22 protein-coding genes are annotated in these 17,886 nt (G+C 35.6%); 10 read left to right on the plus strand and 12 right to left on the minus strand.

Translation table 11 applies throughout. The features are described from left to right. Positions 1-15: 15 nt before the first annotated feature. The 8 genes from L1I30_RS12350 to L1I30_RS12385 all read right to left on the minus strand — a co-directional run bounded on the left by L1I30_RS12350 (position 16) and on the right by L1I30_RS12385 (position 6,593). Positions 16-675: a phosphoribosylanthranilate isomerase gene (locus tag L1I30_RS12350; RefSeq protein WP_236134602.1), complete on the minus strand. Its 660-nt coding sequence runs from the start codon at positions 673-675 to the stop codon at positions 16-18. 3 nt (positions 676-678) lie between these two features. Continuing rightward, positions 679-1,461, minus strand: a complete 783-nt coding sequence (trpC, locus tag L1I30_RS12355) for an indole-3-glycerol phosphate synthase TrpC (RefSeq protein WP_236134603.1) — start codon at positions 1,459-1,461, stop codon at positions 679-681. Positions 1,462-1,473: 12 nt separating this feature from the next. Next, entirely contained in the window at positions 1,474-2,475 is a 1,002-nt protein-coding gene (gene trpD / locus L1I30_RS12360) for an anthranilate phosphoribosyltransferase (protein WP_236134604.1), read from the minus strand. 77 nt (positions 2,476-2,552) lie between these two features. Continuing rightward, positions 2,553-3,164 carry an anthranilate synthase component II gene (locus L1I30_RS12365; protein ID WP_236134605.1) on the minus strand — a complete coding sequence of 204 codons (612 nt, stop codon included), beginning with the start codon at positions 3,162-3,164 and terminating at the stop codon, positions 2,553-2,555. 44 nt (positions 3,165-3,208) lie between these two features. Then, positions 3,209-4,603 carry an anthranilate synthase component I family protein gene (locus tag L1I30_RS12370; protein WP_236134606.1) on the minus strand — a complete coding sequence of 465 codons (1,395 nt, stop codon included), beginning with the start codon at positions 4,601-4,603 and terminating at the stop codon, positions 3,209-3,211. 308 nt (positions 4,604-4,911) lie between these two features. After that, positions 4,912-5,481: a YceI family protein gene (locus L1I30_RS12375; protein WP_236134607.1), complete on the minus strand. Its 570-nt coding sequence runs from the start codon at positions 5,479-5,481 to the stop codon at positions 4,912-4,914. A gap of 18 nt (positions 5,482-5,499) precedes the next feature. Next, a complete protein-coding gene (locus tag L1I30_RS12380) occupies positions 5,500-6,132 on the minus strand; it encodes an NAD(P)H-dependent oxidoreductase (protein WP_236134608.1) in 633 nt (210 codons plus the stop codon). Positions 6,133-6,140: 8 nt separating this feature from the next. Further along, a complete protein-coding gene (locus L1I30_RS12385) occupies positions 6,141-6,593 on the minus strand; it encodes a MarR family winged helix-turn-helix transcriptional regulator (protein ID WP_236134609.1) in 453 nt (150 codons plus the stop codon). A gap of 204 nt (positions 6,594-6,797) precedes the next feature. On the opposite strand from L1I30_RS12385, the gene L1I30_RS12390 reads away from it, so the two are divergent. The 3 genes from L1I30_RS12390 (at position 6,798) to L1I30_RS12400 (ending at position 8,321) form a co-directional block, all read left to right on the plus strand. Continuing rightward, complete coding sequence (locus tag L1I30_RS12390) at positions 6,798-7,109, plus strand: rhodanese-like domain-containing protein (protein WP_236134610.1); 312 nt, start codon at positions 6,798-6,800, stop codon at positions 7,107-7,109. 10 nt (positions 7,110-7,119) lie between these two features. Continuing rightward, a complete protein-coding gene (locus tag L1I30_RS12395) occupies positions 7,120-7,506 on the plus strand; it encodes a rhodanese-like domain-containing protein (RefSeq protein WP_236134611.1) in 387 nt (128 codons plus the stop codon). A gap of 122 nt (positions 7,507-7,628) precedes the next feature. Then, the gene (locus L1I30_RS12400) at positions 7,629-8,321 is read left to right on the plus strand and encodes an outer membrane beta-barrel protein (RefSeq protein WP_236134612.1); all 693 of its coding nucleotides are present in this window, start codon (positions 7,629-7,631) and stop codon (positions 8,319-8,321) included. A 52-nt stretch (positions 8,322-8,373) separates the two neighbouring features. On the opposite strand, the gene L1I30_RS12405 is transcribed toward L1I30_RS12400, so the two are convergent. Together L1I30_RS12405 and pepT are read right to left on the minus strand one after the other, a co-directional pair. After that, on the minus strand, positions 8,374-8,970 hold the full coding sequence (locus L1I30_RS12405; RefSeq protein ID WP_236134613.1) for a YdeI/OmpD-associated family protein: 597 nt from the start codon (positions 8,968-8,970) through the stop codon (positions 8,374-8,376). Positions 8,971-8,976: 6 nt separating this feature from the next. Then, positions 8,977-10,221, minus strand: a complete 1,245-nt coding sequence (gene pepT, locus L1I30_RS12410) for a peptidase T (RefSeq protein WP_236134614.1) — start codon at positions 10,219-10,221, stop codon at positions 8,977-8,979. A 195-nt stretch (positions 10,222-10,416) separates the two neighbouring features. Between pepT and L1I30_RS12415 the strand changes: the two genes are divergently transcribed. The 7 genes from L1I30_RS12415 to guaB all read left to right on the plus strand — a co-directional run bounded on the left by L1I30_RS12415 (position 10,417) and on the right by guaB (position 16,987). Then, the gene (locus L1I30_RS12415) at positions 10,417-11,436 is read left to right on the plus strand and encodes a quinone-dependent dihydroorotate dehydrogenase (protein ID WP_236134615.1); all 1,020 of its coding nucleotides are present in this window, start codon (positions 10,417-10,419) and stop codon (positions 11,434-11,436) included. A gap of 12 nt (positions 11,437-11,448) precedes the next feature. After that, positions 11,449-12,060, plus strand: coding sequence for a LysE family translocator (locus L1I30_RS12420; RefSeq protein ID WP_236134616.1), 612 nt, complete (start codon positions 11,449-11,451; stop codon positions 12,058-12,060). A 118-nt stretch (positions 12,061-12,178) separates the two neighbouring features. Further along, the gene (locus tag L1I30_RS12425) at positions 12,179-13,042 is read left to right on the plus strand and encodes a hydroxymethylglutaryl-CoA lyase (protein ID WP_236134617.1); all 864 of its coding nucleotides are present in this window, start codon (positions 12,179-12,181) and stop codon (positions 13,040-13,042) included. Between the two features lie 119 nt (positions 13,043-13,161). Next, positions 13,162-14,328 carry a putative porin gene (locus L1I30_RS12430; protein WP_236134618.1) on the plus strand — a complete coding sequence of 389 codons (1,167 nt, stop codon included), beginning with the start codon at positions 13,162-13,164 and terminating at the stop codon, positions 14,326-14,328. A 102-nt stretch (positions 14,329-14,430) separates the two neighbouring features. Beyond that, positions 14,431-14,961, plus strand: a complete 531-nt coding sequence (locus tag L1I30_RS12435; RefSeq protein ID WP_236134619.1) for an FMN-binding protein — start codon at positions 14,431-14,433, stop codon at positions 14,959-14,961. Next, positions 14,951-15,451: an Aq_1264-related membrane protein gene (locus tag L1I30_RS12440; protein WP_236134620.1), complete on the plus strand. Its 501-nt coding sequence runs from the start codon at positions 14,951-14,953 to the stop codon at positions 15,449-15,451. Before L1I30_RS12435 ends, L1I30_RS12440 begins: the two co-directional genes overlap by 11 nt. Positions 15,452-15,514: 63 nt before the next feature. Continuing rightward, positions 15,515-16,987 (plus strand): IMP dehydrogenase, encoded by a 1,473-nt coding sequence (guaB, locus tag L1I30_RS12445; protein ID WP_236134653.1) that lies wholly within the window; start codon positions 15,515-15,517, stop codon positions 16,985-16,987. A 75-nt stretch (positions 16,988-17,062) separates the two neighbouring features. Here the strand turns inward: guaB and L1I30_RS12450 are convergent, their stop codons facing one another. Next, positions 17,063-17,569 carry an OmpH/Skp family outer membrane protein gene (locus L1I30_RS12450; protein ID WP_236134621.1) on the minus strand — a complete coding sequence of 169 codons (507 nt, stop codon included), beginning with the start codon at positions 17,567-17,569 and terminating at the stop codon, positions 17,063-17,065. 60 nt (positions 17,570-17,629) lie between these two features. Then, positions 17,630-17,881 (minus strand): hypothetical protein, encoded by a 252-nt coding sequence (locus L1I30_RS12455; RefSeq protein ID WP_236134622.1) that lies wholly within the window; start codon positions 17,879-17,881, stop codon positions 17,630-17,632. Positions 17,882-17,886 lie beyond the last annotated feature (5 nt).

The following is a 17,886-nucleotide window of genomic DNA, read 5'->3' on the forward strand; positions in this document are numbered from 1 at the left end:
GGCGATTCGTATCTATTATAGTTGAAAGTTTAATTTAGTCTGAAATTGTTTAAGTTCTTCAATATTCTTTAGTCCCGGCCTCAATTCAAATTTACTATTTACATCCAAAGCATGAAGCAATTCTAGTTTGCCATTATCGTTTAAATGCTTGCTAAATTCCTTCAGTTTATTGGTTTCCTCTAATCCAATTCCACCACTTAAAAAGAATGGAGTTTTTGAGGGATAATCTTTTAATACTTCCCAATTGAAAGTAAAACCGTTTCCGCCTTTGTTCTTTCCTTTGGTGTCAAATAAAAAGTAATCTACTTTACCTTCAAAGGCTTCCAGCTCTTCAAAATTGAAGTGATCCTTAATAGAAAACACTTTTATCAATTCTATAGGCTTATCAGGCCAAGCCGCTTTTAATTTTTCGCAAAATGCTGCAGATTCCTCCCCGTGAAGCTGAATAGCATTCAATTGATATTGATCCACTTTTTTCAGGATGAATTCTAAAGAAGCATTTACGAAAACTCCTGTTTTCTTAATTGATGGATCTATCTTTGGGATTACTCCATCAAAATTGCGTGGAGATGCTTCAAAAAATATAAATCCTAAATAATCTGGTTGTAAAGCCGCCACAGCAAGAATATTCTCTGCGGTGCCCATTCCACATATTTTGAGTTTTAATTGCTCCATGATTTAAGATAATTGCTGGATGAATTCCTTAGCATATTTTCCGGGATCGTCTGTCTTCATAAAATTTTCTCCTATCAAAAAACCCTGATAGCCATACTGCTTGAGATCTTTGATGGCAGCAATACTGCTTATCCCACTTTCAGAAACCTTCACAAAATCCTGTGGAATTTTAGCAGAGAGCTCTTTGCTGATATTGGTGCTGACTTCAAAAGTTTTCAAATTCCTGTTATTCACTCCCAGCATATCCAAACTGGGCATGATCGATTTTTCTAATTCTTCCAGATTATGCACTTCCAGCAGAACATCTAAACCAAGACTTTTGGCTAATTCAGAAAATGTTTTGATTTCATCTCGCGTTAGAATAGCAGCAATTAATAAGATGACATCTGTTCCATGGGCTTTTGCTTCCAAGATCTGGTATTCGCTGATTATAAATTCTTTTCTGAGCAATGGCATTTTTACACTTGCTCTTGCTAAAAGTAGATCCTCCAAAGAACCCCCAAAATATTTGGAATCGGTAAGCACAGACATTCCGCATACACCTGCATCCTCATATCCGCTAGCAACATCCTGTACATTTAAACTTTGGTTGATCATAGATTTTGAAGGTGATCTCCGTTTATGCTCAGCTATAATTCCGCTCTTACTGTTTTTTAATGCTGAAGCTAATGAAGTAGTCTCTCTTTGAAAAATAGGAGATTTTTCCAGTTGAGCTGATGGGATCAAGGCTTGTTTTAATTGGATTTCCTTGAATTTATCGGCTACTATTTTATCTAAAATGTTCATTTGATTTTTAGTTTATGCATTGGTTCTGCTCAACTCCTGTAATTTTTTTAATGCGGCCAAGGCCTTTCCTGATTGAAGAGATTCTTTTGCTGTTTCAAAACCTTCTTTCGGAGATATTCCTGAAGCGGTCGCAATGGCCATTCCTGCATTGGCACATACAACATTGTTTTGTGCAGTGCTTCCTTTTCCTTCCAGAACATCAGTAAATATCTTAGCTGAATTTTCTATAGAATTACCGCCTGAGATCTGTGAAGCTAGCAATGGTTCTACACCAAAATCTGATGCTTCCAGCATGCTTTCTGCCGTATTAGAAATGGTTTTAGTGGCACCCGTTAGTGAGATTTCATCATAACCATCTAAAGCATGAAGTATGGTAAAGTTCTTATTGGTGTTCTGGTAAAGATATCCATACATTCTAGCGAGTTCTAAGCTGAAAACCCCTACCAGCTGATTCTTGGGAAATGCCGGATTCACCATAGGACCTAACATATTGAAAAAGGTTTTTACTGCTAAAGATTTTCTAATGGGTGCCACATTCTTCATAGCCGGGTGAAAAAGAGGTGCATGCAGCACACAAATTCCTGCTTCAGAAATACATTTTTCAAGAAAGGAAGCGTCATTACTGAATTTGATGCCTAAATATTCCATCACATTTGAGCTTCCGCTAATAGAAGATACTCCGTAATTTCCATGTTTGGAAACCTTAATTCCCGCACCGGCTGTAACAAAGGATGATAGGGTAGAAATATTGAACGTGTCTTTTCCATCACCACCTGTTCCGCAGAGATCTATAGGATTATAAGCACTTAGATCAACCGCGATACAAAGATCCAGTAATGCATCTCTAAATCCCTCCAGCTCTTCAATAGTAATGCTTCTCATCATATAAACTGTTAGAAAAGCTGCTATCTGACTTTCATTGTACTCACCTTGGGAGATTTTTACAAGTACTTCTCTTGCCTCTTCCTTAGAAATGGTCTCGTGATTTATAAGTCTGTTTAAAATTAATTTCATTTTATATTCATGTTCTCACACTATTAGAGAGCGAGCGTTTTACATTCCTTTGACTAATCTAATATTTAAAATCAAATTTATTTGGAGTTCGGTTGGTTGATCCAATTGGCTATCATTTGCTTTCCGTTTGGAGTAAGTACCGATTCCGGATGAAATTGAACACCTCTTACATCATATTCCCGATGTCTTAAAGACATGATCTGGCCATTCTCATCGTAAGAGGTTGCTTGCAAACAATCTGGTAAGTTCTTATCTACCACCCAAGAATGGTATCTACCTATTTCCTGCTCTTTATCCAAGCCATTAAATAAAGCTTCATCATCTACAAAAATCTTCATTTTAGTAGCTACCCCGTGATATACGGAATCAAGATTAATCAAGTTTCCTCCGAAGACCTGCCCAATAGATTGCACTCCTAAGCATACACCAAGAATGCTTTTGGTAGGGGCGTATTTTTCTACTATTGCGTTTAGCAGTCCTGCTTCTTCGGGAATACCAGGCCCTGGGGAGAGCAATATTTTGTCATATTTCTCGATCTCCTCTAAAGCAATTTCGTTATTACGCACCACGGTAACTTTACAGTCCATTTCTTCCAGATAATGAACTAGGTTGTAAACAAAAGAATCGTAGTTATCTATCACTAGCACGGAGATCTCTTTCGAATTGCTATTTATATTATTGTCTGACATTTTGATCAATTTTCTTATTAATTGTGCTTTTGAGATTTCTTCTACTACATTTCCTCTGCTAGCTCCAATGCTTTGGTTAAAGCACCTAATTTATTATATACTTCTTGTAATTCATTCTCTTCTTTAGATTCTGAAACGATACCGGCCCCCGCCTGATAATGCAACTTATGATTCTTACTCACAAAGGAGCGAATGATAATGGCGTGATTAAAATTTCCATGGAAATCCATAAAGCCAATGGCACCACCATATGCGCTTCGATTCACATTTTCGTATTTCTCAATAAGCGTCATGGCACTGTGTTTGGGAGCCCCACTTAGGGTTCCTGCCGGAAAGGTGTCTGCCACAATTTGCATGGTAGGAGTATTAGGACTTTTATTTCCAACTACTTTACTTACCAAGTGTATAACATGGGAAAAGAATTGGGTTTCCCGGTAGGTTACTACCTTTACATCTTTACTGTGTCGGCTCAAATCATTTCTGGCAAGATCTACTAACATTACATGCTCTGCATTTTCTTTTTCATCGGCAGCTAATTTTTTAGCTAATTCGGCATCCTGTTCATCATTTCCTGTTCTTTTGAATGTTCCTGCTATAGGATGGATTTCCGCTTGTCCGTTCGATACCACTAGTTGAGCTTCGGGTGAACTTCCGAAGATCTTGAAATTTCCATAATCGAAATAGAATAGATACGGAGAAGGGTTTACACTTCTTAATGCACGATATACATTGAACTCATCTCCTTTAAAAGCTTGGGAAAATCGTCTGGAAAGAACTAACTGAAACACATCGCCACGCTGACAATGTTTTTTACCAAGTCTCACATTTTCTCTGAACTCCTCATCGGTTAAGTTTGAAATAGGAATTTGTTCACGAGTAAAATTATAGGTAGCGAAATTCTTTACCTGTAATAATTGTGCAATTTCGCCAATCTTACTCTCAGTATTAAAGGAATGATCAAAAATATAAGCTTCATTGTTGAAATGGTTTATGGCAATAATATTTTGATATACTGCGTAGTAAATGTCTGGAATTTCAAGATCTCCACTTTTTTTAGTGATGTTGATATTCTCGAAATATTTTACACCATCGTAAGCAATATATCCGAATAGACCATTATTAATGAATTTGAAATCGGAGTTTGCTGATTCAAATTGCTTTGAGAATTCCTGAATCTTTTCTGTGACATTTGTAGAGGCTGAAATCTCATCTTTTTTAGAGGTGTCATCAGGGAAATGTTGAGAGATCTCATTATTAGCAACTTTGATGGACGCAATGGGATTACAACAGATATACGAAAAACTATTATTATTAGCGTGATAATCGCTACTCTCCAGTAAAAGACTATTAGGGTATTTGTCTCTTATTTTTAAATATACACTTACCGGGGTAATGGTATCTGCAAGTATTTTTTTATAAGTGGTTTCTAATTTAAACATAATGCTTGTTTCAAAATTAACGGCTTTAAATCAATATCTATACTTGATATAATGATGAACAAAAAAAGGCTTGTCGTGAGACAAGCCTTTTTGTATATAAATAATACTATAGGAGTGTTAGTTCACGACGTTTTGACGTAAATTATTCCACCACCAAGTATGTACTGTATTCATTTTCATTGCTTCAAATATACTTATGTATTTTTAAATGACAAAAGCATTCTGGTTTTATTTAAACTACACCTAAAAATAAAAGAGCACTCTGGTTATAACCGGAATGCTCTCTAGTTTAGCGTTTTATTGAAATATTAGAATTTCAAGTTCACCTCCAGGTCAAAATTATCATAAATAGTATTGTCTCCAAGGTTATCGAAGAAACTACCGGAACCATATCTTACATTGTATTTCGAGCGGTCTATAGTTAATGAAGTGCTAGCCGAATTCTCATTCCATTTCAAATCGAAGGTAATTGGGTGTGTTTCTTCTTTTATAGTAAGATTAGCAACTACACCGTATGTACTATTTGATTTTTTTGAAACATTAGTGATTACTAATTTTGAAGTTGGATGATTCTCTATTCCGAAGAAGTCATCAGATTTTAAATGCCCTTCTAATTTTAATTTATTGTCACCAGTAAGGTCGGTTACATTAATCGAGGTCATGTCCATAACAAATTCACCTCCTAAAAGTTTTCCATCTTCCACATTAAAGTGACCAGATTTCAATTTGATGGTTCCAGTGTGCGAACCAGTTACTTTTTTTCCTGTCCAGGTTACAGAACTTTCTTTGATGTTGACTTCTTTTTTCATAGTTGTAAAAGCTAAAGTTGTTAAAATAATTGCAGAGGCAGCGACGCCTTTTAAAATATTCTTTTTCATAATTCTTGTTTTGTTGGTTTATAATCTATTAATTAAATCTGTTGAACTTTTTCTTACTTTGGTAGCATGTTGCATTTTATCATCAGCACTTCTATATCCAATTGGTGCTATGACAGCTGTGGTTAATCCTTTTTCTTTTAAATTCAAGATATCATCAAATTTTTGAGGATCAAAACCTTCCATGGGACACACGTCTATTCGAAGATCGGCTGCTGCGGAAAGCATGTTTCCTAATGCAAGGTAAGTTTGCTTTGCAGCCCAGTCGTTTTGTTCCTGTGCCGGGAACTTTAATACCGTATTATGCAACATATCTTCAAAACCTTGAAGATCTTCTCTTTTTAATTCTCTTATGTTAGCAATATTGTCTAAATATGAATCGATATAATTTGCATTGATATGTGTAAGATTTGCTAAAACTATTAGGTGAGAAGCTTCAGAAACCTGAGATTGATCCCAGGCAGCAGCTCTTAATTTTTCGCGTAGCTCAGGGTTTTCTACAACTATTATTTCGTAGGGCTGTAATCCGTAAGCAGAAGCAGAAAGTTGAACAGCTTTTAATAACTTTTCAAGATCCTCTTCAGCGATTTTCTTAGTACTGTCAAATTTTTTGGTGGCATAGCGCCAGTTTAAACTTTCTATATATGTATTCATAGCATTTATTATTTTCTTAGGGTTTCTAATAATTGGGTTAACTGTTCAATTTCTTCCGACTTTAAATTCTTCAATAGCTCTATTTCTAAGGCTGCTATAACTGGATCTACTTTGTCTAAAAGAGCTAAGCCATTGGAGGTGATAGAGATTTCCACTTTTCTTCTGTTTTGCTCACAGGTTACGCGCTGTGCGAGCTCCTTTACAATTAGCTTGTCTACCAGGCGAGTCGTGTTGCTCATTTTGCTTAACATTCGGTCTTGAACGGTGCTAAGATTTGCCGGTTTTCCTTTTTGACCTCTTAAAATTCTAAGCACATTGAATTGCGGTATGCTGATGTCAAATGCTTTTAAACTGTCAGAGATGCGATCATTCATCCAGTTGGCTGTATATATCAAACTAAGTATCAACCTTCTTTCAGAAGGAAGTTGAGCATCGGTTTTAATTATCTTTTCAATATTCATTTGTATATACAATTGTTGTACATACAAATGTAATTAAATTTTAGAGCTGTAGTTTAAAAATTATGTTAAAATTTATATTCACTTATTTTAATCACAGGTATAAGCAGAAACCGACTTCATAAATTACAATTACAGATTTTCTAAGTTGATTAGGTTTCACGTATATTTACCTTCAGAAAATTAAAATAATAGTAAAAAGATATTATGAAAAATCTCACACAAGATCAGTGGAAAGAAGCTGTAGAAAATACAGAAGATGCAGTAATTCTAGATGTTCGAACTGAAGAGGAATTTATAGAAGGTTATATTCCCGAGGCAAAAAACATCGATATATATAAGGGGCAAGAGTTTTTAGACGAAGTGAACAAGCTGGATAAATCCAAGACTTATTACGTTTATTGCCGTTCTGGCGCAAGAAGTGCTCAGGCTTGTGCTTTAATGCACCAAGAAGGTTTTGAGAATGCCTATAATTTAATGGGAGGTATCACTGAATGGGATGGTGATATTGCTAAATAAAATCACTTCTATGAAATGGAAGATTTGGTTAATAGCAACAGTTACTCTTATTATATATGGTTGTAAAGATGCGGAAGCTCATGAAATAGAAACCGTATCGGTAGAAGAGATGAAAAATCATCTAAAATATGGCGAGGTACAACTTGTAGATGTTCGCTCTAAAGAGGATTTTAGTAAATCTCACCTTTTTAATGCTACAAATATTATTTATGATGAAGCATTCAGAAATAATCTTGAAAAATTAGATAAGTTGAAGCCGGTGGCTGTGTATTGTACTGCAGGAAATAGAAGTGAAAAAGCAGCAAAAATTTTACAGGAAGCTGGTTTTATTCATATCTATATATTGGATGGAGGTATAAAAAAATGGGTGAATCATAAAGAGAAAGTCGAACAATAGGAATTCTTTTCCCTTTTTTCGGTTATCTATGAAATTTAATAATATTTCAAACGTTAAAAGGAAAAGAAAAGTTAGTTGATTATATTTACCCCCGATTTAATAAATAAAATAAGTCCCTATTTATGAATAAAATACGTGTAGCCTTCTTTTTATGTCTTTGTTTCCTGCAATTTCAAGCCGTAAGTGCTCAGGAATTTAAAGTTGGGTTGAAAGGTGGTATAAATAAAACTTTTGGCGGATCTATAACAGGAATAAAATCGGCAGACATCTATACAGATGATACTTTTGATGCAGAAGGAGAAATTGGTTTTCATGGGGGAGCATGGGGGCAAGTAAATTTCGGGAAATTTTTTGTTCGTCCGGAAGTGGTATATTCTGCTTTAGAGTCACGATTCGATTTTCCTAACCGACCATCTCTTTACCAAGTTAAGGAATTAAGTATTCCTGTGTTAGTTGGTTATAACATTTACGGTCCTTTGGATATTTATGGAGGTGTGGCTTATAAGAATATTATAGATGCTACTCTGGAAGGTGACGAATTAAATGATCAAATCGTAGTGCAAAATACTCCTGCTTCAGTACAGTTTGGAGCTAAAGTAGAATTCGGTAGTTTTGGGCTGGATGTGAGGTACGATTATGCATTATCCTCTGCAGAAAACCAGGAAGTAGATATTATAAATAGTACGTACGGAATTAACCGTGGTAATTTCACAGATGCTCGGCTAAATCAATTGATAGTGAGTCTTACTCTAAAATTATGGGATTCAAAAGAATCTGGTAATAAAAGAAGACGAGGCGGAAGTTGCTATTTTTAAATTGAAATAAGAAATATAAAAAAGGGATGTTTTCTATCATCCCCTTTTTTATTTAGCAATTTTTATACTTGTCATGAAGGCCTATGCTCAAACGTATCATAGGGCTTATTTTTTCTAAGCGCCTTTGTTTTGTTTCTGGTCTTTTCGCTTCCATTATATAATCGGCATACTCGCGTTGCTTACCTGGAGTTAAACTGAAAAAAGCGTCTTTCAGTTCAACTTCTTTGACAAAAAGATCTTTCATTTCTATTGGAAGATTCAATTTCTTCTTCAAATTGGGTTTTATAATTTTTCCTTGCTCCTGAAGTTGTATGGCTTCCTCGATGTATTTTATTACTTCTTCAGCCTCAATCTTATCATCCAGTTCAAACCTTATTTGCCTCAAGGCCTTCGTTTTCCCCTCCTGGGCATTTACCAGAAGTTTAGTATGTTTCTTTAAAAGAACTCCTTGAAAAAACCACAGCGCACAATGATTTTTGAAAGCTCCCATCCCGATAACATTTTTTCCTTTCAAGGTGTAGACAGGCGCTCCCCATTTAATATTTTCAGTTAGTTTAGTAGTTTCTAACAGTTGTTTCAGGGATGTGAGGTGATTTTCCCATTTAGAATGCAATTCTATATACTCATCAACTGTAGATACCTTAGCCATCTTTATTTAATCTTTATATTTTTCAGATGTAATTTCCGCTATTTTCACAATTACCTCTACTGCTTTAATCATGCTTTCTACCGGTACATATTCATATCTGCCGTGAAAGTTGTGACCGCCAGCAAAAATATTAGGGCAGGGTAACCCCATATAGCTTAGTTGTGAACCATCAGTTCCACCTCGAATAGGTTTTATAATAGGAGTAACTTTAACTGCTTTCATAGCTTCTTCTGCAATATCAACTATATGCATAACTGGTTCTACCTTCTCCTTCATGTTGAAATATTGATCTTTGATCTCAATTTTAACGGCTTCTCTCGCATGTTGCGAATTAATTTCTGCAGCCAGATCTTCTATCATTTCTTTCCTTGCAGCAAAGTGATTCTTATCATGGTCACGAATAATATATTGTAAGACTGTTTCATCAACTTTTCCGTTTATTTGGGTTAAATGAAAAAAACCTTGTCTATCTTCTGTATGCTCGGGCGTTTCCATACGTGGGAGTGAATTGATGAAATCCTGAGCAATGTACATGCTGTTAATCATTTTATCTTTGGCATAGCCTGGGTGAACAATTTTTCCTGAAATGGTAATTTTAGCTGAGGCAGCATTAAAATTTTCATATTCCAGCTCACCTATCTGGCTACCGTCCATAGTATATGCCCAGTCAGCTCCAAACTTTTCAACATCAAATTTATGTGCACCTCTTCCAATTTCTTCATCGGGGGTAAAGCACACTCTTATTTTTCCATGAGGAATCTCCGGGTTGTTTATAAGATATTCCATAGCAGTCATGATTTCTGTAATTCCCGCTTTATCATCGGCCCCAAGCAGGGTCGTTCCATCGGTAGTTATTAAAGTCTGACCTTTATACTGAAGAAGATCTTCGAAATAATCAGGTGATAGTACTATGTCTAAATCCTCATTAAGAATTATATCTTTCCCATCGTAGTCTTCAACTATTTGTGGTTTTACGCCTTTTCCTGTAAAATCTGGTGAAGTATCGAAATGTGAAACAAAGCCAATTACCGGGACTTTATGCGCTACATTCGTGGGAAGGCTTGCCATTACATATGCGTTTTCATCAATTTCAACTTCAGCCATTCCCATAACTTTAAGCTCATCAGCCAATTTAGTGGCAAGATCCCATTGTTTTTTGGTGCTGGGAGTTGTTTCGCTTTCCGGATTACTTTCGGTATCTATGGTTACGTAACTGGTAAATCTATCAATTATATTACTTTTTGAAATCATTTTTGAAGGTCGATAAATAGTTAATTTTTTTCTGCTTAAAAGCGCTTTAAATATTCTTTATAAAGGGTTGCCAAGGTACAAAGTTGTGGCGTGGGACCTTGTTATAGAAATCAAAAATATAAAACAAACCAGAAATTCGTTATAGTCTTCTTGCTGTTTTTCAAATTAAACTATTTTTGTGCAAACCAGCCGAATATGTATAAAACACTTATTAGACCCATACTCTTTAAGTTTGACCCTGAAAAGGTTCATTATTTTACTTTTAAAATTTTAAAGAACGCATTTAAAATTCCAGGTTTAGCCGGAGTTTTAAAAGGCGCATACCAAGTAAATGATCGCCGTTTGCATACAAAGGTATTTGGTCTTAAATTTAAGAACCCCGTGGGATTGGCAGCTGGTTTCGATAAAAATGCAAAGTTGTATAAAGAACTGGATGGTCTTGGATTTGGTTTCATAGAAATAGGAACGGTTACTCCTAAATCTCAGCCAGGAAATGAAAAAAAACGTTTATTTCGTTTGAAGGAAGATCAGGCTATTATCAACAGAATGGGATTCAATAATGAAGGTGTAGAAGCTTCTGTGAAACGCCTAAGACGAAATAAAAATGTACTTATAGGGGGGAATATAGGTAAGAATAAAACCACTCCTAATGAAGATGCTGTTCAGGATTATATAATTTGTTTTGATGCCTTGTTTAATTATGTAGATTATTTCGTAGTGAATGTAAGCTCGCCTAATACACCTAATCTAAGAGCACTTCAGGATAAAGAGCCGCTAACAAAATTGCTAAATACTTTGCAGGAAAGAAATAATGGGATGCCTTCTGCAAAGCCAATTCTTCTTAAAATAGCTCCAGATCTTACCGACCAGCAGTTATTAGATATAATAGATATTGTTACTGAAACGAAAATTGCTGGAGTAATTGCTACGAATACAACTATTTCAAGAGAGGGATTGAAGTCTGAAAATAAAAATGAAATGGGGGGGCTGAGTGGAAAGCCACTAAAGGAAAGGTCTACAGAGGTTATTAGATTTTTATCTGAAAAAAGTGGAAAGGCTTTCCCTATTATAGGTGTTGGCGGAATTAGCACAGCACAAGATGCATTAGACAAGTTAGAGGCAGGAGCAAGTTTGGTTCAAATATATACAGGTTTTATTTACGAAGGCCCAGGGTTAATTAAAAGAATTAATAAAGCAATTCTTGCAAAAAAATAAAGATCTTATCCTGTGATAGCTCAGCTCATTCCTTTTTTAGCAGCATCAATATTGCTAACCTTGTCTCCGGGGCCGGATATAGTTTATGTTTTGTTGCAAAGTATTACCAATGGTAAGAAATCGGGGATAGTTACTGCTTTAGGGCTTGTCTCCGGTATTCTTGTTCATACAAGCCTGGTGGCTTTCGGAGTTTCAGCAATAATCAAGGAATCGGAAAATCTTTTTTTTCTGATCAAATTATTTGGAACTCTGTATTTATTTTATTTAGCATATAAAGTTTATAAAAGTGATGCGAATATTAGTTTGACTCAAGAAAACGTTCCGGTAAAGTCCTCATTAAGATTATTTAAGCAGGGGTTTATAATGAATGTTTTAAACCCAAAGGTTACCATCTTTTTTTTAGCTTTCTTTCCAGGTTTTTTGTGGTCTGATAACAATACGGTTTTTCAATTTTACATGCTAGGTTTTTTATTTATGTTACAGGCTCTTTTTATTTTTGGAACGATAGCTTTACTTGCAGGTAAGATCTCAAATTACCTTAAAGGTCATTCTCATTTCGGGTTAATATTGAAATGGGTACAAATATTTGTTTTCATTGGAATTGCAATTTTTATTCTGATATAATTAAATATAATTATTTGCTTTTCGGTATGGTGAAGACTGCCTTCATAAATTACTTTTCTGGAATTTTTAATGAAAACACGAAATTTTTATATGATGTGTAAAATAGTATCTTTGATTTATGGATAAAATCAAACTTATTGAATGTCCCAGAGATGCTATGCAGGGCATAAAAACCTTTATCCCTACTCAAAAAAAGATCCAGTATATTCAATCCTTATTACGCTGCGGATTTGATACTATAGATTTTGGCAGTTTTGTATCGCCCAAAGCCATTCCTCAAATGGCAGATACTGCCGAAGTGCTGGCTGGTCTTGATCTTTCCAGCACTCAGAGTAAACTTTTAGCAATAATTGCAAATACCAGAGGAGCAGAAGATGCTTCCAAACATTCCAATATTCAGTATCTGGGGTATCCATTTTCTATTTCTGAAAATTTTCAGATGCGAAACACCCATAAAACAATTGCTCAATCTGTAGAGACGTTAAGTGAAATATTAGCGATTGCTAAAATTTCCAATAAGGAAGTGGTGGCATATCTTTCTATGGGTTTTGGAAACCCCTATGGAGATCCATGGAGTATTGATATTGTAGGGGAGTGGACAGAGAGACTTTCTAATATGGGAGTGAAGATATTGTCTCTTTCCGATACCGTAGGGAGTTCTACACCCGAGGTAATTGAATACTTATTTGCTAACCTTATTCCTAAATATCCCGATATAGAATTTGGGGCTCATCTCCATACCACACCATCAACCTGGTATGAAAAAATAAATGCAGCCTATAAAGGGGGGTGCTTAAGATTTGATGGAGCCATTCAGGGTTTTGGGGGTTGTCCTATGGCGAAGGATGAACTTACCGGGAATATGCCTACCGAAAAATTAGTGTCTTATTTTACTTCAAAAAAAGCAGAAACCAATATTAAAATGACCAGCTTCGAATCTGCATACAATGAGGCTAGCAAGATTTTCTCAGAGTTTCATTAGGTTAGAATAAAGTTATTTATTTAAACAGGATCTAAATAAAATTTGTGTAACCCATTTTCATAGCTATCTTTGCGCCCGAAATTATTATTTATTTTAAACAAGTCTAAATAAAGAATTAAATGAAAAAGGCGATACTTTCATTGGTATTAGTAGCAAGTTCGGTACTTGGTTTTTCTCAAACAGCACAAGATTCCATCACTTTTGATCCGCAGAAACAACAAAATGCAGCGCAAAGAATTTTATCTGCAAATAATGGGAATGCAGTTACAATTGGGGCTTATGGAGAAGTGGTATATAATCAGCCGGAAGGAGATAATGGAAAATTAGACGTGCATCGTCTTGTAATGTTATTGGGATATCAATTCAGTGATAAAGTTCAGTTTGTATCTGAAATTGAATTCGAGCATGTAAAAGAAGTATATGTAGAGCAAGCTTTTGTTAACTATAATGTGGCTAATAACTTGAACTTGAGAGCAGGTTTAATGTTAGTACCAATGGGGATTGTTAATGAATATCATGAACCTACAACTTTCAACGGTGTGGAGCGGCCAATGGTAGATAAATCTATAGTTCCAAGTACATGGAGGGAAATTGGAGTAGGGGTTTCTGGAAGAGTGAACAGCGCTTCTTTATCTTATCAGGCTTATCTATTTAACGGATTTAAATCTACAAATGCTGATGGTACAGGTTTATTAGGGGGAAGCAATGGACTAAGAGGAGGACGTCAAAAAGGTATCGAATCTACAGTTAATAAACCAAATCTTTCAGCAAAGGTTGATTATTACGGGATTCCAGGTTTAAGAATGGGGCTTTCTGGATACTTCGGTAGAACGCAAGCAGATGACGAAATTGATCATATTGATGGGGCTGATGTTGGATTGGCTATGCTAGGGCTTGATGCTCGTTATGTATATAATAAATTCTCCGCTAGAGGTCAGTATATCTATGCTTCTATTGAAGATAGCGAAGCTTACAACGCCTTAACAGGTAAAGATCTTGGAAGCGCATTATCTGGCTGGTATCTTGAAGCTGCATATAATTTATTGCCTCAAACCAATGCTCAAAGATTGTATGCGTTTACTCGTTATGAAATGTATGATACTCATGCCGATACTGATGGCGCTTTGGTTGAAAATGCTGCTTATAATAGAGATGATTTAACAATGGGACTTAGCTATCACGTAGCTCCGGGGGTTGTCTTTAAAGGAGATTATCAAATAAAGAATAATGAATTGAATAATAATTCTAAAAATCAATTCAATCTTGGAATTGGTGTTTGGTTCTAATTTTCATTCAATTTAAAGATGTTAAAAGTTGAGACGGCTATGGTGGTTTCAACTTTTGGTATTTTAATTGACCAATAGGTTACAAAGTAATATTTTTGCATTATGAAACTGAAAGGGATATTTATAATTGTACTAACCAGCTTCTTCTTGATGGCTTTCGCATTTCCGAAAAATTTGGAAAAGAGAATTGATAAAGAGGTGAAAAGTACTTTTGAAGTTAGTGGCTATACATTTTCAGAAGTAAAAGTAGATAAAGCTACAATGTTAAAACTGCCTGCTAAAATAAGTAAAGATAATTTTTCAAAGATCTCGGCAAAGGGGAAGGTGTTAGGTTACGTATACGTAGATAAAGCTCCTAGTAAAACAGCACAGTTTGATTATTTGGTTATTTTTGATAATAATTTGAAGATAGCAAAAACCAAAGTTCTTATTTATAGGGAAGAATATGGAGGGGAAATAGGTAGTAAAAGATGGCTAAAACAATTTATAGGGAAGTCTTCAAAAGATAATCTAAATGATATAGCGGCTATTTCCGGTGCAACCATTTCGGTAAGGTCTATGATAACCGCAGTGAATGATATTCTCGACACTGTGGGCTTACTTCAGCAAAAGAATTACTTTAATGAGATATAACGGACTACTTCTTAATCTTCCAAAGGAGATCAAAACATTTTTGGCTGTATTTGTTATGGTTTTAAGTGTGGGGTATTTTACCGGTCTGTTATTTGTGAATCAAACCGATACCACTACACCGGATGGAATAGAGGAAAACTATATGGGTAATGAAGATGTGGAGGATGTGGCTGTGATGAAATTTGAGAAAGGCGAACGAGAGATGCTTACCATCGTGCACACTCATATTCTTTCCATGTCTTTTATCTTCTTTCTTTTAGGTGGAATAATGGTTTTTACACAACTTCCTAAAAAGCTTAAATTCTTTCTAATTATAGAACCTTTCTTTTCAATATTAATAACCTTTGGAGGGATATATTTGATGTGGAAAGGGGTAAGCTGGATGAAATATTTGGTAATGATCTCCGGGGTTTTGATGACTCTAATCTTCTGTATTTCGGTGCTAATTATCTTATATCAGCTATTATTTAAAAAATATAAATTAAGCTAAGTATCACAAGGTTACATTCCTTAAAAAGTGGTATATTTGCACGCAATTAAATCTTTAATTGCTATGATTGCACACGATTCTAAAATTGTTGGCGAAGGACTTACTTACGATGACGTACTTTTAGTTCCTGCTTATTCTGATGTTCTACCAAGAGATGTAAGCATTCGCTCAAAATTCACAAAAAATATTCCAATTAACGTTCCTATTGTATCGGCCGCAATGGATACCGTGACCGAAAGTAAAATGGCAATTGCTATAGCCAGAGAAGGTGGTATAGGCGTGCTTCATAAAAACATGACCATCGAGGAACAGGCGTTAAAAGTTAGAAGGGTGAAGCGGGCAGAGAGCGGAATGATCATAGATCCCGTAACACTTCCAATAACTGCTGTAGTTGGAGATGCAAAGAACAACATGAAGGAGCATAGCATAGGAGGAATTCCAATTGTGGACGATCATGGAAAATTATTAGGGATAGTTACCAATAGAGACCTTCGTTTTGAGAAGAACGACAGTCGCCCTATTTCTGAAGTAATGACATCACAAAATCTGGTAACGGTTTCAGAAGGAACTTCTTTGCAAGAAGCTGAGGTAATATTGCAGCAAAATAAGATTGAAAAACTACCTGTAGTCAATGCAGAAGAAGTGTTGGTTGGACTAATTACTTTTAGAGATATTACAAAACTCACCCAAAAACCTCTTGCTAATAAAGATAGTTACGGAAGATTACGTGTGGCAGCAGCTCTGGGAATTACACCTGATGTAGTAAAGCGTGCAGAGGCTTTGGTAAACGCCGGAGTTGATGCTTTGATTATTGATACGGCTCACGGGCATACTAAGGGTGTAGTTGGAGTTTTAAAAGAAATAAAAGCAAAATTTCCGAAGATGGAAGTCATCGTTGGAAATATAGCAACTGCTGAAGCTGCAAAATATTTAGTTGAAGCGGGGGCAGATGGCGTTAAAGTGGGAATTGGACCAGGATCTATATGTACCACAAGAGTAGTAGCCGGAGTTGGATTTCCTCAATTTTCTGCCGTTCTTGAAGTGGCTAACGCCTTAAAAGGAACAGGAATTCCTGTTATTGCTGATGGTGGAATTCGCTATACCGGTGATATTCCAAAAGCTATTGCTGCAGGAGCCGATTGTGTGATGTTAGGATCATTATTGGCAGGTACAAAGGAATCTCCTGGAGAAACTATTATATATGAAGGTAGAAAATTCAAATCTTATAGAGGAATGGGGTCTGTTGAAGCTATGAAGCAAGGTTCTAAAGACAGATACTTCCAGGATGTTGAAGATGATATTAAAAAATTAGTGCCTGAAGGTATTGTGGGAAGAGTTCCTTATAAGGGAGATCTCGAAGAAAGTATTTATCAGTTTGTAGGTGGTTTACGCGCCGGAATGGGTTATTGTGGTGCTAAGGATATTGAAACTTTAAAAGAGAAAGGTAGATTTGTAAAAATTACCTCTTCAGGAATCAATGAGAGTCACCCTCACAATGTTTCTATTACAAAAGAATCTCCTAATTATAGTAGATAATAAACATCGATTATCAATAAAAAGGGCTCTGAAAATTGAATTTTCAGAGCCCTTTTTTCGTTTTGATTATAGCTATTATTTAGCGCTTAATCCTAATTTTTGCAGAACCGTATCGGTAATATCAAATTTTGGATCGGCATAAGCTAATCCGTTAGTGGTAACGTTCAATATCTGCGTGTACCCTTCAGATGAGATAACTGCCTTCATGGCCTCATCAATTTTTTTATAAAGAGGCGATGTGAGTTCGTTTCTTTTCATTTGAAGTAGCAAAGAAGCTTTTTGTCTAAAGTTTTTGATCTCATTCTCCATTCCTATAATCTCACCTTCTTTAGTCTTTTTTATCTCTTCGGTGTAGGTGGTGTTATTGGCCTGGTAATCGGCTACCGCGGTTTCATATTTTTTTATGGTAGCTTGTAAATCTTCCTGCAGAGTAAGGTTGTATGCTTTTAGGCTATCTTCTACTTTGGAATTTTCAGGCATTTGAGCCAAGATATATTCCGCATCTATTGTCCCTAATTTGGTTTGGGCCTGGGTACCTAATGCCGATAAAATTAATACTAAGGTTAAAATTAAATTCTTCATGTTTTATTTGATTTTCAACAAATATAAATGAGTCAATTTAATAATGTAGAATAAAAATGGCTAAATTTCTGGGGAAGTATATACTACAGCCCGATTTGGCTTAAGGATATCTCGATATTTTAATATTTGAGATTCTGGTACTACCCAAAACGCGATGGAATGCATTTCTGTGATTTGCTCGAACCCGGTAATATCCCAATCGGTTAAGTTCTCTGCCAAAATAAAATCTTTCAAATGTATTTCATGATGCTTTGCTGTGGGTAAAGATTGCGGACCACGAAAGTCCCATATCAGTTTAATTTGTCTTTCCATTTATT

The organism is Gillisia lutea, assembly GCF_021568705.1.
In the GTDB taxonomy this organism is placed as follows: domain Bacteria; phylum Bacteroidota; class Bacteroidia; order Flavobacteriales; family Flavobacteriaceae; genus Gillisia; species Gillisia lutea.

Excerpts from the sequence above, each read along its gene's own strand:
- L1I30_RS12350 (WP_236134602.1), bottom strand. The coding sequence starts at position 675 with ATGGAGCAATTAAAACTCAAAATATGTGGAATGGGCACCGCAGAGAAT.
- trpC (WP_236134603.1), bottom strand. The coding sequence starts at position 1,461 with ATGAACATTTTAGATAAAATAGTAGCCGATAAATTCAAGGAAATCCAA.
- trpD (WP_236134604.1), bottom strand. The coding sequence starts at position 2,475 with ATGAAATTAATTTTAAACAGACTTATAAATCACGAGACCATTTCTAAG.
- L1I30_RS12365 (WP_236134605.1), bottom strand. The coding sequence starts at position 3,164 with ATGTCAGACAATAATATAAATAGCAATTCGAAAGAGATCTCCGTGCTA.
- L1I30_RS12370 (WP_236134606.1), bottom strand. The coding sequence starts at position 4,603 with ATGTTTAAATTAGAAACCACTTATAAAAAAATACTTGCAGATACCATT.
- L1I30_RS12375 (WP_236134607.1), bottom strand. The coding sequence starts at position 5,481 with ATGAAAAAGAATATTTTAAAAGGCGTCGCTGCCTCTGCAATTATTTTA.
- L1I30_RS12380 (WP_236134608.1), bottom strand. The coding sequence starts at position 6,132 with ATGAATACATATATAGAAAGTTTAAACTGGCGCTATGCCACCAAAAAA.
- L1I30_RS12385 (WP_236134609.1), bottom strand. The coding sequence starts at position 6,593 with ATGAATATTGAAAAGATAATTAAAACCGATGCTCAACTTCCTTCTGAA.
- L1I30_RS12390 (WP_236134610.1), top strand. The coding sequence starts at position 6,798 with ATGAAAAATCTCACACAAGATCAGTGGAAAGAAGCTGTAGAAAATACA.
- L1I30_RS12395 (WP_236134611.1), top strand. The coding sequence starts at position 7,120 with ATGAAATGGAAGATTTGGTTAATAGCAACAGTTACTCTTATTATATAT.
- L1I30_RS12400 (WP_236134612.1), top strand. The coding sequence starts at position 7,629 with ATGAATAAAATACGTGTAGCCTTCTTTTTATGTCTTTGTTTCCTGCAA.
- L1I30_RS12405 (WP_236134613.1), bottom strand. The coding sequence starts at position 8,970 with ATGGCTAAGGTATCTACAGTTGATGAGTATATAGAATTGCATTCTAAA.
- pepT (WP_236134614.1), bottom strand. The coding sequence starts at position 10,221 with ATGATTTCAAAAAGTAATATAATTGATAGATTTACCAGTTACGTAACC.
- L1I30_RS12415 (WP_236134615.1), top strand. The coding sequence starts at position 10,417 with ATGTATAAAACACTTATTAGACCCATACTCTTTAAGTTTGACCCTGAA.
- L1I30_RS12425 (WP_236134617.1), top strand. The coding sequence starts at position 12,179 with ATGGATAAAATCAAACTTATTGAATGTCCCAGAGATGCTATGCAGGGC.
- L1I30_RS12430 (WP_236134618.1), top strand. The coding sequence starts at position 13,162 with ATGAAAAAGGCGATACTTTCATTGGTATTAGTAGCAAGTTCGGTACTT.
- L1I30_RS12435 (WP_236134619.1), top strand. The coding sequence starts at position 14,431 with ATGAAACTGAAAGGGATATTTATAATTGTACTAACCAGCTTCTTCTTG.
- L1I30_RS12440 (WP_236134620.1), top strand. The coding sequence starts at position 14,951 with ATGAGATATAACGGACTACTTCTTAATCTTCCAAAGGAGATCAAAACA.
- guaB (WP_236134653.1), top strand. The coding sequence starts at position 15,515 with ATGATTGCACACGATTCTAAAATTGTTGGCGAAGGACTTACTTACGAT.
- L1I30_RS12450 (WP_236134621.1), bottom strand. The coding sequence starts at position 17,569 with ATGAAGAATTTAATTTTAACCTTAGTATTAATTTTATCGGCATTAGGT.
- L1I30_RS12455 (WP_236134622.1), bottom strand. The coding sequence starts at position 17,881 with ATGGAAAGACAAATTAAACTGATATGGGACTTTCGTGGTCCGCAATCT.